Raw genomic sequence first — 16,196 nt, forward strand, 5'->3', positions numbered from 1 at the left:
AATGATCAAAGATAGAAATGCAAATTATTAACCTACCCATTGTTCTTGAGCAAATCCCACAGCGAGTTTAGCAAGTAAGGCGACGAATAAACCCAAGGTAAAAGATCCCAAACGCGGATGACGAGAAACTAATAAACCCATTGCGACATTCAAGGGTACAATCCCATAGGCAAGACGACTGAGGGAAATAGTACCACCGGAAGCTAACAATAAACCCACACCACAAAAACCATACATCAAAGTTACCGGGGTGAGTTGTTGACGACAACACCACAGACAGTAAATACCACCCAACACCATAAAAGCATTGAGTATTTGATTCATTAAATTGGTATCTGTCCAAATTAGCAGTAATAAAACTAGGGTGTAAAAACCATAGGCTAAGTTGACAGCAATCCAAGACTTACGGAAGTGGTATAAACAATAAGCACCGATACTCAGTAATATAAAAATTAGCGGATGCCAGGGATCATTAATCCAGCCTGATGTAGCCTTTACCCAACCAAATTGCCAGTTTTTCTCACCTACAACAATTTGCATAACCATATTTAACCATCCTTGCCAATCGAATCCCAAGGAAGGTCGCCAACCGCGCTGTGCTGCAATAAAGGCTAGGGGATCATGAAAGCGGATAGTACAGTAAAGACTAAATAATAATACTCCGGTGGCAGTGGCTAAACTTGCTAAATAAGCGATCGCATTTCTCCGTTCTTTAATTGCTGCCATAATCAAAGCAGGTATTAACGCTAACCCCGTGGGACGCGTCGCTGTGGCCATTGCTCCCCAAATCGCCATCCAGCTATACTTTTTTGTATCAAAGGCTCTTAAAGTTGCTGTACTTAAAAACAAGTACAATCCCTCAGTATAAATTACCCCCGTAAACATCGAAGCGGGATACCAACACAGGATAGCTGTACCCCACTGAGCGACTCTTATACCGTAAAATTCCTTTAACCATAAGTATAAACAGTACAGTGCAGCTAAAAATGCCAAGTTATTAATTAATAATCCTGCCACTTCAAAGGATAACCCCAACTGCATTAATAACTTGATAGAGAAGGGAAACAGGGGAAAAAAAGCTAAATTGTGTTGTTTACCATCATTGACAAATTCGTAACCAGTAGTGGCGATCGCTCGATAGTGTACACCATCCCAAGCATCAAAAATACCCCAATGCCAATGAATTGACGAAAATAATGTTGGTGTAATTAACAACATTGTTGTCCAGATAATTACTCGACTGAGAAACCACATTAATACGGGGAAGAAAATATGATTTTTCCACAAAACTTTTCTAATTAATATCTGAACTGTCGTCACGTCGCTTTGCTCCGAAGTCAAAATTCAAAATTTAAAATTCAAATTTTATAGTGCTGAGTGCTGAGTGCTGAGTAATGAGTTAGGAGTTAGGAGTTAGGAGTTAGGAGTTAGGAGTTAGGAGATAAATTCTACTTTGTCTACCTTGTCCCCAGCCCCCAATACTTCGACAAGCTCAGTACAAGTCCCCAATCCCCAATCCCCAGTCCCCAGTCCCCAATCCCCAATCCCCTCCTAAGTATCCGACTTGACAAAGAAAATTTATGTAAATTTAATGCCACAGTGATACTTATAGGAATTCTTAAACATTTTTATCATTTTAAGCATGGAGAATGACCTATTTAGTATTTTGATATACTAAGTTTGCGTATTTATGGTAGTAAATTTAGCATACAAAAGACAGTACGAATTGTTGCGATCGCTGTTCTGAATGAGTACGTGGCAATTTATAGTGAGAGTTAGCTGTAAATTCTTAAGCAATTGTGAAAGCTATAACTCTTGTTGGTTCTACCGGCTCTATCGGTACGCAAACTTTAGATATTGTTACTCAGCACCCAGATCAATTTCGGATTGTGGGTTTAGCAGCTGGGAGCAATGTAGAAATGCTCGCCGCCCAAATTCGGCAATTTCGACCACAAATAGCCGCTATTTCCGCCGCCGAAAAACTCCCAGCACTCCAAGCAGCTTTACAAGACCTTGATCCTCAACCGATTTTACTCGGTGGTGAGGCTGGGGTCATCGAAGTTGCTCGCTATGGTGATGCAGAAACTGTGGTGACTGGTATTGTGGGTTGTGCGGGTTTACTGCCAACTATCGCCGCCATTGAGGCTGGTAAAGATATCGCTTTAGCCAATAAAGAAACCCTGATTGCTGGTGGCCCAGTAGTTTTACCACTAATAGAAAAACACGGTGTTAAATTACTCCCGGCTGATTCTGAACATTCGGCGATTTTCCAATGTCTCCAAGGTGTACCTCAAGGCGGCCTGCGGCGAATTTTACTCACAGCTTCAGGAGGAGCATTCCGAGACTGGCCAGTAGAAAAGTTAGCAGAAGTAACAGTAGCTGATGCTCTCAAACATCCTAACTGGTCAATGGGCAGAAAAATCACCGTTGATTCCGCCACTTTGATGAATAAGGGTTTGGAAGTCATCGAAGCTCATTTTTTATTTGGTTTAGATTACAAAGATATTGAAATTGTCATTCATCCCCAAAGCATTATTCACTCGCTGATTGAATTACAAGATACTTCTGTACTAGCACAACTAGGCTGGCCAGATATGCGTTTACCCCTGTTGTATGCCATGTCCTGGCCAGAACGCATATACACTGACTGGGAAAGACTAGATTTAGTGAAAGCTGGTAATCTAACTTTCCGTGAACCAGATCACCAAAAATATCCCTGTATGCAGTTAGCTTATGCGGCGGGTAAAGCTGGCGGTTCGATGCCTGCGGTGTTGAATGCTGCTAATGAACAGGCTGTGGCATTATTTCTAGAAGAGAAAATCAAATTTTTAGACATTCCACGTTGTATTGAATGGGTGTGCGATCGCCATCAACATGATAACTGTGCCAATCCCTCTTTAGATGACATTTTGGCAGCAGATCAATGGGCAAGACAAGAAGTATTAACAGCTACCAAAAGTTTTGCTAGCGAACCACGTATGATCTCTATTAGCTGAAAAAGGTACTAGAACAAAAAGGCAAAAGTCAAAAGGTAAAAAATTCCTATCCTTTGCCTTTTACCTTTTTATTTCTGAGCCTATTCTTAGTCTCTATTTTTACCTCTTCCGCCAAAATAATTGACTAATTATGTCTAAGATACTAGTTTTCTTTCCGGAATTAGTATAGGTTGCTGTGGTATAAATATCAGACGAATAGTAGCCGAAAAATCTGATTGTTAAATATAAATATTTTTGTCAAAACAACACTGTGTTGAAATTTGACAAGTAATAATGAAAATCCCAAGTCTGTATTCTGGTGTAGTGCTGGCTACTAATCAAAAGTATCTAACTAACCACCATCAAATTCTGAACACTATATTATGATTCCTACCCTAATTGTAGCTTGGATTGTCTTTATTATTGTTTGGAGAATATTAAAGGCAACTATTAGTAATGCCTTGATGATTGCGGCTATTCTCATCTTGTTACACATCGGTTTTGGTATTACACCGCAGGATATTTGGCAACAAATTATGAGACTAATTCAAACAGTATCAAAACTGAATCTTGGTAATTAGATTAGATAAATTATGGTGACTGTCAACAGTCAATAGTCAACAGTCAACAGTCAATAGTTAATTATTCTTTGGTGCAGCCAGTTTAGCAAAGGCATCCTGAACCGTGGGAGGTAATTGGCGCATGATTTTACCGCGTTCTCTGTCTAAACCGACTAAAGTCACTTTGGCTGTAACGTATAATTGCTGTCCATCAGTGGAAACAATAGCATAATCCCAGTTGATGCGGACACCAGTCACATCAGCCATACGAGTTTTGACTACAGCATCCATTCCTAACTGAATAGAAAGATGGTAGCGAATAGAGATTTCTACAACTGGTAAATCACAGCCTAAAGCTACTAAATCAGCAAAATTGATCCCAATAGAACGCAAACATTCTACCCTTGCTTCCTCCATCCAAGTAAGGTATGTGCCGTGCCAAACAATACCAGCATAATCAGTGTGGTGGGGATGAACTCTGATAGGATATGCAAACCAAGTATCAAATTCACTTACCTTGGGAAGTTCAATCGCACTAGTAGGTGGTAATTGCGCTTGGTTGGATTGTTCTTCAAACATCTTTTTGTTGATTAATTGCTAGGTAGTTCCAAATTATGGAATAACACAAAAAGGCATTGAATTATAAAATAAGTCCCATTGATCAGCATCTACGCTCCTCAATATCAAGGAGTGTTTTTTTATGTACCCTAATTTTAAATCTTACTTAATTATCATTTTTCTAGGGATTTTCCTGGTTAGTTGTCAGAGTTCAGAACCATTAAACCAAGAAGTAGAACCTAGTGCGGGGAATGGCAATACAGCTCCGTCTGCAATATCTCCTGATGATGCCCAAATAGTAGCACAGTTAAATTCACAAGCGATCGCTGCATCCCGAAAAGGCCAGTTCCCAACTGCGATGAATAAGCTAGCAAAAGCTTTAGAGATGACTAAAACTAAAGCTACACCATTTTGGGAAGGTGTGACTTTTAATAACATGGGTAGAGTCTATCAGGCTCAAGGTGATTATTCCCAAGCATTGCAAGCTTATCTTCAAGCTGGGGTCATTTATCGGCAAATAGATGATCCCATCCAACGGGGTAAAACTTACAGTAATATCGGTTACTTGTTTGAGGTACAGAATCAACCAGAGTTAGCTATTTTCTTTTACAAGCATTGCCTGATTAATCGTGAGTTAGCACGTTTACAACCATCAGCGATGTCTGAGCCACAGCCAGATGCTTATAACATTACTGTAGCTCAAACTTACCGTCTTTTAGGAGAGCATCTACTGAAGCAAGGACGCGTAGCTGAAGCACAAAGGACGATTGATTTACTCAAAGTAGAAGAATTGCAAGGATATATGCAGAATATTCCTGGTAATCAACGTACTACCACAGGAATCGATTTAGTTTCCGGTGAAAAAGCCGTAAAACAGAAATTAGAGCAAACCCTAAATAATTCCATAGCGATAGGTAAGGAATTAGATAGTATCAGACAAATATCACCCCAAACGCGATCGCTAAAGCAAACACAACGCCTCCAGGAATTGGTAAACAAGCAGCAGCAACAATTAGCAGCCTTTAATAAGTTTCTCTCTAGTCCAGCTATTACCACCCAACTACAAAAAATTAGTCAAACTGCTAGGCAACAAAACTTAGATTTAGAAAATATCAACTCTTTAAGGGATGATTTAGCTAAATTACCGCAAAAATCGGCAATTATCTATCCTTTAGTTCTACCCAACCGCTTAGAATTGGTCTTAGTGACACCAGAATCACCCCCAATTCATTACACAGTCCCAGTTAGTGAAGAAACACTCAATCAAACCATCACGGCTTTTCGTCAAGCCTTAATCAATCCCAGTCGTGATGTCAAAACCCCTGCACTTCAATTATACAACTGGCTAATTAAACCCCTAGAATCGGAACTCCAACAGGCGGGGACACAAACTTTATTGTATGCACCTGATGGAAAGTTACGTTATATTCCCTTATCTGCTTTGTATGATGGTAAACAATGGTTAGTACAAAAATACAGTGTTGACTATATTACATCCGCTAGTTTGACTAACCTAAACACCAATCCTCATAAGGATTTGCGGATTTTAGCTGGGGCTTTTACTAAGGGTAGTTATCAAGTAGCATTAGGTAATCGTCGTGTAGCTTTTTCCGGCTTACCATTTGCAGCAGTTGAAGTGAATTCTTTAGCCTCTACCTTTCCCCAAACTAAAACACTGTTAGATCAGGCTTTTACCCCTGAAATTACAGTCCCGCAGATGGACGATTATACAATTGTTCATTTAGCGACTCATGCAGCGTTTGTAGTGGGTCAGCCTCAAGACTCGTTTATTCTATTTGGCAATGGCGAGCGCGTCAATCTTACAGATATTGCTAGTTGGTCATTACCCAACGTCGATTTAGTTGTTTTGAGTGCTTGTGAAACTGGTTTAGGTGGTGAGTTAGGTAATGGTCAAGAAATATTAGGCTTTGGCTACCAAATTCAAAAAACTGGTGCAAAGTCTGCGATCGCTTCCCTCTGGACGGTAGATGATGGTGGTACGCAAGTCCTGATGAATGCTTTTTACGCCAAACTAGCCACAGGAAAGATGACTAAAACTACTGCTTTACAACAAGCACAGTTAAGTTTAATTAATGGTGACTCATCTACAGGCAATAAATCAAACTCAGTTTCCACTACTGGTAGTTTTAATCACCCATATTACTGGGCATCTTTCATTTTAATTGGTAATGGGTTGTAGAAGAATTACTTATATTTTTGCAGATTAAGCTAACGCAGACGTAATTCACTACGCCCAAAAACGCTAACCTAATTCAAATATGATTGAGCAAAATTCCAGCTAATATCTCAACTTCTTCAAAAGAAACTAAGTAAAAACACTAGAATTCAGTTCGTAGTAAGGACTTTAGTCCTGAATTGGGATAGGTAGTATTGTTTCAAGATTTGGGAATAAGCTAAGAATCTGGGTTTTGAATCCAAAATCCAAAATCCAAAATCCAAAATTAGATGAGACTGGATTTGGGTAGCCACAACGGACACAGTACAGCATTTGGCTGGTTGATTATCAATTAACCATTGCTCATAAAAATTTAACCGATGCTCAATTTGAGGATCGATTCTGGACGATTTGTGGTAATCACACCCAAATACAGATATTTTTAACCTCTTTTCGCCAATACCTTAGCACCTGTAACAACTGGTGTAGGTTGCTTGACGAGATTTGCTAATTCTTGCAATTGATTAATTGCTTCTGCTCCTTCTAATTTCATTAATTCCCGATCATCACGCATTTCTGTCCAGGTAATACCATAATCGGAGACTAAAAACCTGATTAGGTGATTATTGCCCAGGCTGACCATGAATGAAGCACTGTTCATTTGGTCGCCACAAGTATAACAGGATGCAGGATATCCCCGTCGTTCTAGTACGATTGCCAAGGCTTGTAGATTCATTACCAAGTCTTGAACGAACTGCCGATGTTGATGCGCTAGTCTTAGAAACACTTTTGTCCTCCAGACACCACAGTCATTTGAGTTTCTTTTATATTTTCTTTAGATTTTTCCACCCATTGGTATTGTAAACTATTCATTACAATTACCGGATATTTATTCAGGTAGTTTGTAACCCACCTTGGCTTAGGGTAAGAAAAAACTGCATCAGCTGCCGTATCAAACTATTCAGTTTGCAAAACTAAATTTGCGGGTGGAATCAGCCAACTTGATACTTTCTTTACAAAACTCTGTCAGTTTCTTTTTGGATTAGCAGCGATCGCTCTTAAGATTAACCTAGTTTTAGCCTTTGTCAACCACAGGAAAAGCACTGATTGCTACTCATCAGGTTTTTACATTTAGTGCCAGTAATGATCAGGGTAAGTGACAAAGTATAATTCTAATTCGACTGTAGGCTTGACATATCTTTGGTAGAGATTAAGCCAGACTGCAACTGCAAGGTAGAAAAGTAGTAGAAGAGTATAAATGTTTTCATTACCCCGCAATAAAGTAGCTCAATCATCCAGGGTAAAACTCCTCGATATAATTATTTAATTTTTATCCCAAGAAATAATAATCATTTACTAATCTTGCCTCCATTGGTTGTTTCTAGCGCGCAGATTGCCAGTACCGAAGACTATTAAGGGATTTCCAACTACAAAAATATACAATCGCTTTGGTGAGTAGGGGACACAGGGGACGCAGGTGGAGAAGAATCTAATGATGATATTTGCTCGGATTGAATACTTTATTGTCTGGAAGTCCCTAAGCTAATTTTTGATCAACTCTGTTAGCCAATCATATGGAAGAGTAGAGGTTAGTCACTCTAACGATGGGTAGAAATCATAGTTAGCTTAACAATCGGGATGCTTAAAACACCCATAAAAGCCCTGATCAAACCAATTCATAATGAACTAACGTCCCCTTAAGCTCATACAATTAACTTTTGCCATAGGGATCTAAGTATAACGACTGGAAAAATACCATAATTCAGTTCGTAGTAAGGACTTTAGTCCTTTTATGTTCGCGTAGCATCTCGGAGAGAGAACTAAAGTTCTCACTACAAACCTTTAATGATTTACCTTATTCTATTTCACCCAAAAGAGAGACTAAACAACGTGCCACCAGCCAAAACCAGGGCCGATAAAACGAATAGTCACCCAAACAAAAACTAAAATGCCGATGCAGACCCAAGTTCCGCGAGTAGTCCACGTCATGAATAGTTCTGCTTGGCTTTTAGTAATGGGAACCCAAGGTAAGATCCGATTCTCTTGACCGTATTGTTCTTTTAGTGATTCTTTACGACGCTTTGCTTCACCCATAATCAGAAATCCACAACTCAATGCAGGTTCTCAGTCGATGTCATGAGGTATTTTAGCTTGAAAAGAGGGGCGGAGGGTTGGGGACTGGGGATTGGGGATTGGGGACTGGGGATTGGGGACAAGGAGGACAAGGTAGAATTTATTTCCTAACTCATTACTCATTACTCATTACTCACCACTCATTACTCAGCACTCACCACTCAGCACTCACTCCTCACCCTGGGTAAATAAACTCGGATCTAGATAGTTAAGACGGGCTAACGGACTCAAGGCGGTGAGGATTTGAGAACCGTAGCTACGGTTGATGACGCGGCTATCTAATAGAGCTACAATACCTTGATTTTCACGTAGAGGTGCGATCGCTCGTTGTAGTTCATTTAAGGCTGTGGGGAGGAGAAATAAACGGAACCAATCTTGATGCGATCGCTTATAGTAAGCTACCCTACCAGCGACTAGAGGATGTTCTAAAGATGGTAGAGGTAAAGTTGCAATAATTAACAATTGGGGTGCGGGTAAAACGGCTTGATGTTCGCGCCAGAATTCCCAGCCAGTGATTAAAATCCCATTGTCATCTAAACAAGTTTTTTCTACTTGTACCCTTGTACCGAACTCGGCGGCGAGAATTGCGCCGGTTTGGGCTTTGAGTGGTACATCCCCCACTAATACCACCGTCAAGCCTGGGGCGGTGGAACTCAAACACAGGAGTGTCCGCACTTTATGAATAAATGCCCCTTGAAATTCTGGTGTATTGGGTAGAGGTAACTTATAGGGAATATGCAGTTGAATGGCTTCTGACTGACTATCAGAGGCAAATTTCAAGCAGGTAATGTCATCATTCAACCCCAAACACTGGCGAAATAGGGGAGCTTCGGTTTCTGGCTCAAAAGCACTACCCACTAAAACTACAGGTTGTCTTTGCCAAATGGGGGCGAGAATGCTGCCTAATTCTATGGGGGCGTAATGTAGAGAGAATAAACCTTGACGACGGGCAATAGTAGACCAAAAAAGGTCAGGGACAGAATTCTCGTTGAGTTTTTGGAACTGTTGACAGAATTGTTGCCAAACTGTCGGAATGTTATCAACCGTTGCTAAAACTTGACAAAGATTGTTTAAAATGTCTGCTTCTGACTGAGCAATTAAATAACACTCATAAGGGTTGGCGGGATGCTGAAATAATTCATGGGTGAGTTGCGCCCTCAAAGAACGAATAGTGTCAGCCTGTTGAGGACAAGCTAAGAGTAATTGATCCCAGTCTGGGGGTGCGATGGTGTTAGTAAGCTGTTGACGTACCCAATCTTCTAAATCATCCACACCATCAATGATGGTAGGAATACCTGGGGGAAAACTAGGGCTGGGTAATAGCTGACCTTTTAACCAAGCTTCTGGGGTGGTGAGAAGTAGCCCTTGGAACTCAGCATTAGGCCAAGCGTCACCTGTTCTGATTGGTTTATTAACTTGTAACCATTGCTGTAAGCGGGGAATTTCCACTCGCAACAAACGTTGTTGTACTGTTTCTGTAGCCACAATAATTACAGACCCTGGCCACATTAAAGCCGAGGCGATAAAACTGGTGCGATATCGGCCTTGATAGCCACAAACCGCCCCTACCTGAATTAATGCGCTGCGTCCTACGCGCAAGGCGCGTGCTACCAACCGGGCCATCGTCAAATGATGGGGCCACGAAGGGAAACCCGCCTGCGATCGCAGGAAGTTATGTAATGATAAATGAACTTCTGCCTCAATCACACGCTTTTAATCCCATAAAAAGTGACTTTTTGAGCCAATAGCCCCACTTCTATTATGTTGTCAGAATTCAACAGTCAACAGTTAACATTCAACAGACAAAGGTAAAAGCCATTGTCATGAAAACTTGTGACTAATGACTAATGACTAATAACTAATGACTAATAACTAATTACCTATCACCCTGAATTATGCCAACTTACACAGGAATTTCCAGCGAAGCCTTTAGACATCCCCTAGATAGCCAAGCCGAACAAGCCCTACGCAATTTACCAGGATTTGATCTCGTTGCTCGTAAATTTGTGGAATTTGTTTACGAACGCCCGCAATTAGTTTATCTGATGGGTAACACCATCCAAGTCGGGCCACGGCAATATTCCACTATTTACCAGATGTTTCGTGAATGTGTGCGTGATTTAGATATCTATCCAGAACCAGCACTATTTGTAGAACAAAATTCCCAAGTAAATAGTTACGCTTTAGGTCAAGAGCATCCTTACATAGTGATCAATACGGGATTACTAGACTTACTCAATGAAGCCGAAATTAGGGCTGTGATAGCCCATGAGTTGGGACATATTAAATGTGGTCATACTATTTTAATTCAAATGGCGATGTGGGCAATGAGTGCGGCTTCTATGATCGGGGAGTTAACCTTTGGGATTGGCAATTTTGTCACTCAGGCCTTAATTTACGCTTTTTTTGAATGGCGACGCAGAGCTGAGTTGTCCGCCGATAGAGCCGCATTGTTAGTAATTGATGACTTGGATACTGTTATGTATTCGATGATGAAAGTAACTGGTGGAAGTAACAAATATATCAATGAATGTAGTTTAAAAGAATTTATTAAACAGTCAGAAGACTATCAGGCACTAGATGATGATGGACTCAATCAATTGTATAAATTTATAGCTTACAACGGTGGACAAGGAATGATGCTGACTCATCCTTTTGCAGTGGAAAGAGTGCAGTATTTACGTCAATGGGCAGTATCTTCAGAATATCAAGAAATTCGTCGGGGTAACTATCAGCGATCGCCTGCTTCTGGTGCAGTTAATGTCAACACCCAACCCTCAAACCCAGAAGCACAAGAGTTACGTCGCCAAATAGAAGAATTACAACGGGAAATTGAGCGTAAAAGAAATTCACAGTAATTCCCACCTGACAAAATCGTGTTGCACTGGCTGTAGTAAATTTTTAACAGTGCTGTGTACTTGCCCCTTCTCACCAAGATGCAAAACTATGGAAATCGCACGATTGCAGGAACTCAAGCAAAAACTGACCCATGAGGCGGAACTAGCTGATATTTGGTCATTTTATATGGATAATTTCGCCGATTATCCAGAATTCACTGACCTGGGTGAGCCAGCTGCTAATGATTACCTCAATGCTGTTGTCCAAAAAACTTGTCAGCAAATGTTTGGCCAGTTCATTAAAATTAATGGGTTCTTTCTGATACACATTCCTCAGTATCAGCTATTTCATGGCCCTTTCCAGGTAGCAGGACGAATTGGCGGGATGATTTATTTTGAGGATATCAAAGTTGGGTTAATTGCCGTGTCAGCAGATTATCCGCCCAGTGATTTGGTAAAATATTCACGTTTTTCCGAGATAATTAACTTTTCGTCACCTAATCACAGCGATCGCAATTGAAATAAATATTCCAACATTCCTTAATCCCTGATTCCCCAAAATAGTTGTTTAAGAGACTCCGTTCTTCTCGTATCAGGTGTAGCCTCAGCATTAGAGGGATGCTTTTCAGACTTATGTAAACGAAAAATCAAAGTTCTGACTATTCCCCAAAATTCAGCACAAAGATCCAAATTAAGCAACCCTTATGAAACATGGATTTCTTAATTTTGAATTTTGAATTTTGAATTTTGAATTGGTATCACACCCCTCCCTACTACAAAAAATTTCGTTGCATAAGTCCTGATTGCTGCAAGAGTGGGAAAATCTCAAATGTGACTCCTAACTGCACAATTGCAGATTACTAACATCCAATTCCGTCTAGGAAATGCTAATCATGGCAATTAACTCTCGTAAGTGGCTATCGATACCCTTATTAGCTACTTTTTTGACCTTTTTCCTCTCAATGCCGAGTATTGCCTTGGCTGCACCCTTAAGCCTTTATCCTGCGGTTCAAATTGCTAACTCTGTTAGTAATTTGATTACCGATTACCCTAACTGGTCTAGACTGGATTTGACACCGATGGAACGTCAACAACTCCAAGGGATGATGCAACGCCGCAATCAAGACATTGCGGCAATTTTAAATCTCTCCCAACGTCAAGAACTCCAACATCAACTCCATTCTGGTCATAATTTCCATCAAGCCTTGCAAGCATTGGATTTACAACCAGAACAGGAAAACTTAATTCAAGCGATAGAACAACTTACCAGTTTGAAAATCAAGGCAGCTTTAGCGCGATATGCCTTAATTCATTGAAGCACTAGATTAATTTAGACAAATATAGCGATCGCTTGCAGGGATAAAATGGGAGCGATCGCTTCACTTTATTAAACTAGGGAAATAACTGGCTAATCTCAACTTCTATCTCTGGCAAAGCAATCAAAGATAGCGTTGCATTCTCCCCTAAAATAAATTCTTGCTTGTAACCCTCCCCACTGGGTTCGCGGAAAACATAAACTTGAAATTTATTGACATCTAAAATCCAGTATTCAGCAATTCCCGCTTGAGCATAGAGAGGTGCTTTTTGTCTACGATCTGTCTCTAGGGTTGTATCTGCCACCTCAATTAATAAAAATACTTCATCAGGTGCAGGATGGTGATCAATGTATTTACGCGGCTCGATACGAACAATCGCAATATCTGGCTCAGGCTCAGAGTATTGGCTTAACTGCACGGGATCTTGTACACGAACTAAAGCAACATCCGCCAACAGCCGTTTGAGATAATCAGAAGCACATAAAGTTGTGGCTGCATGGGGAGGATTTTTCGCACTCATCGGAATTACTTGCCCAGCAATTAGTTCTACCCGTTCATTGGCGGCAATAATACCTGTCTCCAACATCCGGTGATATTCTTCTACGTTCCACAAGCGGACTTTGGTTTGTGTCATAGTGCTTTGATTGTAGTTTAATCGTAGCGATCGCATCAATTCCAAATCACCACCTCAGAAAATCATAAAAATTCTTCTCCCATCCCCAATCCCTAATCCCCATTTATAATTAATCTTGCCCTCTGAAAGTTCGTTACCATGTCGGAAGAAGATATCCGTGCCGCCAGGCTGGAGAAAGTAGAACAACTCAAGCAGCTAGGAAGTAATCCCTACGCCTACCGTTGGGAATCTACACACCACGCCGCAGAGTTACAAGAAAAATTTGCTGATTTACCCAGTGGTGAAGAAGTTGATGTGGAAGTTGCCATTGCTGGACGCATTATGGCGCGTCGTGTTTTCGGTAAGTTGGCTTTCTTCACCTTGCAAGATGAAACCGGCACAATTCAAATTTATCTAGAGAAAAGTCGTATCCAAGAAAGCATGGCAGAAATTGATGCCGATGCTTTTAATCACCTCAAACAACTCACAGATGCAGGTGACATCCTGGGAGTTAAAGGTACAATCAAACGGACAGAAAAGGGCGAATTATCGGTCTACGTTAAACAATACAGCATCCTCACCAAATCCCTCCTACCCCTACCCGACAAGTGGCATGGATTGACGGATGTTGCTAAACGCTACCGTCAACGCTACGTTGACTTGATTGTTAACCCCGAAGTGCGGCAAACCTTCCGCCGTCGCGCCCAAATTACCGCAGGTATTCGCCGCTACCTAGAAGATCGTGATTTCCTAGAGATTGAAACCCCAGTATTGCAAAGTGAAGCTGGCGGTGCAGATGCGCGCCCCTTCATCACTTATCACAACACCCTGGAAATGGAATTGTATCTGCGAATCGCCACAGAACTCCATCTCAAGCGGTTAATTGTGGGTGGTTTTGAAAAAGTCTTTGAATTAGGGCGGATTTTCCGCAATGAGGGCATTTCGACACGCCATAACCCCGAATTTACCTCCATTGAAATTTACCAAGCCTACGCCGACTATAACGATATGATGGCGTTAACGGAAGGTATTATTACCACCGTCGCTCAAGAAGTTCTCGGCACATTGCAAATTACCTACCAAGGCGAAAGTGTAGATTTAACACCACCTTGGCGACGGGTAACAATGCACGATTTAGTCAAAGAATATACAGGCTTAGATTTCAATTCTTTCCAAAGTTTAGAAGCAGCCAAAACAGCAAGTAAAAATGCTGGTATTCCTGGCGTAGATGAAGCCCCATCTATAGGTAAATTGCTGAATTTAGCCTTTGAAGAAAAGGTAGAAACCAGCTTAATTCAGCCTACCTTTGTAATTGATTATCCCGTAGAAATTTCCCCCCTAGCTAAACCCCACCGTTCTCAAGCTGGGTTAGTAGAACGGTTTGAATTATTCATAGTTGGGCGGGAGACTGCTAACAGTTTCTCAGAGTTAACAGACCCCATCGACCAAAGAGAACGCCTAGAAGCCCAAGCCGCCAAAAAAGCCGCAGGTGACTTAGAAGCCCAAGGCGTAGATGAAGATTTCCTCACCGCTTTGGAATATGGAATGCCACCCACAGGCGGTTTAGGTATTGGCATTGACCGATTAGTGATGTTATTAACTGATTCTGCCAGTATTCGGGATGTCATCGCCTTCCCCCTACTCAAGCCAGACAAATCAGAAGCATCACCAGAGTCAGCGACTTAATAAGTCACGACAATTGATATCAATAACCTGGTGTGTTCGAGCAAAGTCGTGACACACCATTTTTATACTCATGGTTTGATTATCTTAGTTGCACGTACTCATTCTATATGTTATTCCTTGTAAGGAATAATAACCTTGACATTCCCTATGAGGAATACTATATTGTGAGGTAGGAAGTGACTTGGACGTGGGAACTTTATCAAGATGTTAATGGAGAAATACCCAAAGATTTACTTGCCTTTTTCATACGGATGATTCCTGAAGAAGAACAACCAGAAAATCCACCAAAGCCGTTACTGAGTGCTTCTGAAACTAGGCGTTTGCAAGTTAATCTTGGCTACCTTTGCAACAAAGGATTGGCATCACTTACTAGTGGGATTTTTGAGAAATTGGAAGATGACCTGTATGAGTTACGTATGACTAAGAGTGAGCATAATCCCAGGTTTATCTTAACGACTGCTACCCCTCAGAGGTTTGTGGTGCTACACGCCTTTATGAAAAAATACGACGACGCTATCAAAGATAAAGACAAAGAACCCGCAAGAATCAGATTGCGTGAATTACAGCAGAGGAATGATGAAAAAGCCTAATTTTCAAGCTTGGTTGCAGCAACAGATTAGTGACGACTCAGAGGTGATTTTGGCAGGGAAGCTAGAGTACCTACGTCTCTATCTTACTGATGCTATGCGAGAAATACGTAATAAATCAGGACTAACACAGGCACAACTAGCAGAGAAATTAGGCGTAAAACAAGCAGCAGTGTCTAAATTGGAGTCGCCGTTAAAAGAACATGAATTAGAGTCGGTTTTGCATTATTTACATACTCTAGGTGCTGATTTATTAGTAGCAGTTAAACAAGGAGATGACCTATATCAAGCCAGTGATAATGAAGGTCTATTACTAGTAGATGTACCAGATGTAGTTGCACAAAAAGCATCAGCAGCAAACATGACTGTGCGGGAATATGTGAGTGCGGCGATCGCAAAATTTTCCAGTGAAAATAATGCCATGAGAACAGATTTAGTAAAACTGCTTAAAAGTGATGATTTAGTAGCAGTGAAAGTCAGAGAGCGTTTAAGTACAAAGACAATTACAGACATCGCTACAGAATTAGAAAAGTGTCTGCTTTTGGCGGATGAAGAAGATAGGCTTTTTGCTGTGAAAAATGTGTTAGCTAGTAATTTGGCAGTTGCAGAAACTAATCGCGGAACTAGTAATGAAATTGATGAAATTGAGTTGTTGTATTTAGCTGAAGAATTACTAGTAAAGATAGAAATTATTTTTAAATGATTATAAAATCTTATTGCTACATAAATAGCAATAAAAATGCACTTAGCTAGAT

At 40.8% G+C, this 16,196-nt stretch carries 16 protein-coding genes; 9 read left to right on the plus strand and 7 right to left on the minus strand.

Annotated features, from left to right (window positions below; genetic code table 11):
* Positions 1-27: 27 nt before the first annotated feature.
* On the minus strand, positions 28-1,320 hold the full coding sequence (locus tag ACQFX9_RS02460) for a mannosyltransferase family protein (protein ID WP_427160550.1): 1,293 nt from the start codon (positions 1,318-1,320) through the stop codon (positions 28-30).
* 479 nt (positions 1,321-1,799) lie between these two features.
* On the opposite strand from ACQFX9_RS02460, the gene dxr reads away from it, so the two are divergent.
* Together dxr and ACQFX9_RS02470 are read left to right on the plus strand one after the other, a co-directional pair.
* Complete coding sequence (dxr, locus tag ACQFX9_RS02465) at positions 1,800-2,996, plus strand: 1-deoxy-D-xylulose-5-phosphate reductoisomerase (protein WP_427160551.1); 1,197 nt, start codon at positions 1,800-1,802, stop codon at positions 2,994-2,996.
* A 362-nt stretch (positions 2,997-3,358) separates the two neighbouring features.
* Positions 3,359-3,556 (plus strand): hypothetical protein, encoded by a 198-nt coding sequence (locus tag ACQFX9_RS02470; protein WP_236142978.1) that lies wholly within the window; start codon positions 3,359-3,361, stop codon positions 3,554-3,556.
* Positions 3,557-3,613: 57 nt separating this feature from the next.
* Here ACQFX9_RS02470 and ACQFX9_RS02475 read toward each other — a convergent pair whose 3' ends face one another.
* Complete coding sequence (locus tag ACQFX9_RS02475; RefSeq protein ID WP_427160552.1) at positions 3,614-4,114, minus strand: acyl-CoA thioesterase; 501 nt, start codon at positions 4,112-4,114, stop codon at positions 3,614-3,616.
* 121 nt (positions 4,115-4,235) lie between these two features.
* On the opposite strand from ACQFX9_RS02475, the gene ACQFX9_RS02480 reads away from it, so the two are divergent.
* On the plus strand, positions 4,236-6,293 hold the full coding sequence (locus tag ACQFX9_RS02480; RefSeq protein WP_427160553.1) for a CHAT domain-containing protein: 2,058 nt from the start codon (positions 4,236-4,238) through the stop codon (positions 6,291-6,293).
* 418 nt (positions 6,294-6,711) lie between these two features.
* Here ACQFX9_RS02480 and ACQFX9_RS02485 read toward each other — a convergent pair whose 3' ends face one another.
* From ACQFX9_RS02485 to ACQFX9_RS02500, 4 genes are all read right to left on the minus strand, one after another.
* Complete coding sequence (locus ACQFX9_RS02485) at positions 6,712-7,056, minus strand: DUF1815 family protein (protein ID WP_427160554.1); 345 nt, start codon at positions 7,054-7,056, stop codon at positions 6,712-6,714.
* A gap of 1,094 nt (positions 7,057-8,150) precedes the next feature.
* Complete coding sequence (locus ACQFX9_RS02490; protein WP_236142975.1) at positions 8,151-8,363, minus strand: DUF2839 domain-containing protein; 213 nt, start codon at positions 8,361-8,363, stop codon at positions 8,151-8,153.
* A 30-nt stretch (positions 8,364-8,393) separates the two neighbouring features.
* Positions 8,394-8,525: a hypothetical protein gene (locus tag ACQFX9_RS02495; protein WP_427160555.1), complete on the minus strand. Its 132-nt coding sequence runs from the start codon at positions 8,523-8,525 to the stop codon at positions 8,394-8,396.
* A gap of 45 nt (positions 8,526-8,570) precedes the next feature.
* Positions 8,571-10,109 (minus strand): helicase C-terminal domain-containing protein, encoded by a 1,539-nt coding sequence (locus tag ACQFX9_RS02500; RefSeq protein ID WP_427160556.1) that lies wholly within the window; start codon positions 10,107-10,109, stop codon positions 8,571-8,573.
* 188 nt (positions 10,110-10,297) lie between these two features.
* Here ACQFX9_RS02500 and ACQFX9_RS02505 point away from each other — a divergent pair, with 188 nt between their 5' ends.
* The 3 genes from ACQFX9_RS02505 to ACQFX9_RS02515 all read left to right on the plus strand — a co-directional run bounded on the left by ACQFX9_RS02505 (position 10,298) and on the right by ACQFX9_RS02515 (position 12,555).
* On the plus strand, positions 10,298-11,260 hold the full coding sequence (locus ACQFX9_RS02505; protein ID WP_427160557.1) for a M48 family metallopeptidase: 963 nt from the start codon (positions 10,298-10,300) through the stop codon (positions 11,258-11,260).
* A gap of 88 nt (positions 11,261-11,348) precedes the next feature.
* On the plus strand, positions 11,349-11,759 hold the full coding sequence (locus tag ACQFX9_RS02510) for a hypothetical protein (protein ID WP_427160558.1): 411 nt from the start codon (positions 11,349-11,351) through the stop codon (positions 11,757-11,759).
* A 373-nt stretch (positions 11,760-12,132) separates the two neighbouring features.
* Positions 12,133-12,555: a hypothetical protein gene (locus ACQFX9_RS02515; protein WP_427160559.1), complete on the plus strand. Its 423-nt coding sequence runs from the start codon at positions 12,133-12,135 to the stop codon at positions 12,553-12,555.
* Positions 12,556-12,631: 76 nt separating this feature from the next.
* On the opposite strand, the gene ACQFX9_RS02520 is transcribed toward ACQFX9_RS02515, so the two are convergent.
* A complete protein-coding gene (locus ACQFX9_RS02520; RefSeq protein WP_427160560.1) occupies positions 12,632-13,189 on the minus strand; it encodes a Uma2 family endonuclease in 558 nt (185 codons plus the stop codon).
* Between the two features lie 138 nt (positions 13,190-13,327).
* On the opposite strand from ACQFX9_RS02520, the gene lysS reads away from it, so the two are divergent.
* From lysS to ACQFX9_RS02535, 3 genes are all read left to right on the plus strand, one after another.
* Positions 13,328-14,854, plus strand: a complete 1,527-nt coding sequence (gene lysS / locus ACQFX9_RS02525) for a lysine--tRNA ligase (RefSeq protein WP_427160561.1) — start codon at positions 13,328-13,330, stop codon at positions 14,852-14,854.
* 176 nt (positions 14,855-15,030) lie between these two features.
* On the plus strand, positions 15,031-15,444 hold the full coding sequence (locus ACQFX9_RS02530) for a type II toxin-antitoxin system RelE/ParE family toxin (RefSeq protein ID WP_427160562.1): 414 nt from the start codon (positions 15,031-15,033) through the stop codon (positions 15,442-15,444).
* Complete coding sequence (locus ACQFX9_RS02535; RefSeq protein ID WP_427160563.1) at positions 15,428-16,144, plus strand: helix-turn-helix domain-containing protein; 717 nt, start codon at positions 15,428-15,430, stop codon at positions 16,142-16,144. Before ACQFX9_RS02530 ends, ACQFX9_RS02535 begins: the two co-directional genes overlap by 17 nt.
* The last annotated feature ends 52 nt before the right edge of the window (positions 16,145-16,196 follow it).

It is taken from the genome of Aliinostoc sp. HNIBRCY26 (genome assembly GCF_050235535.1).
Lineage (GTDB): Bacteria > Cyanobacteriota > Cyanobacteriia > Cyanobacteriales > Nostocaceae > Trichormus.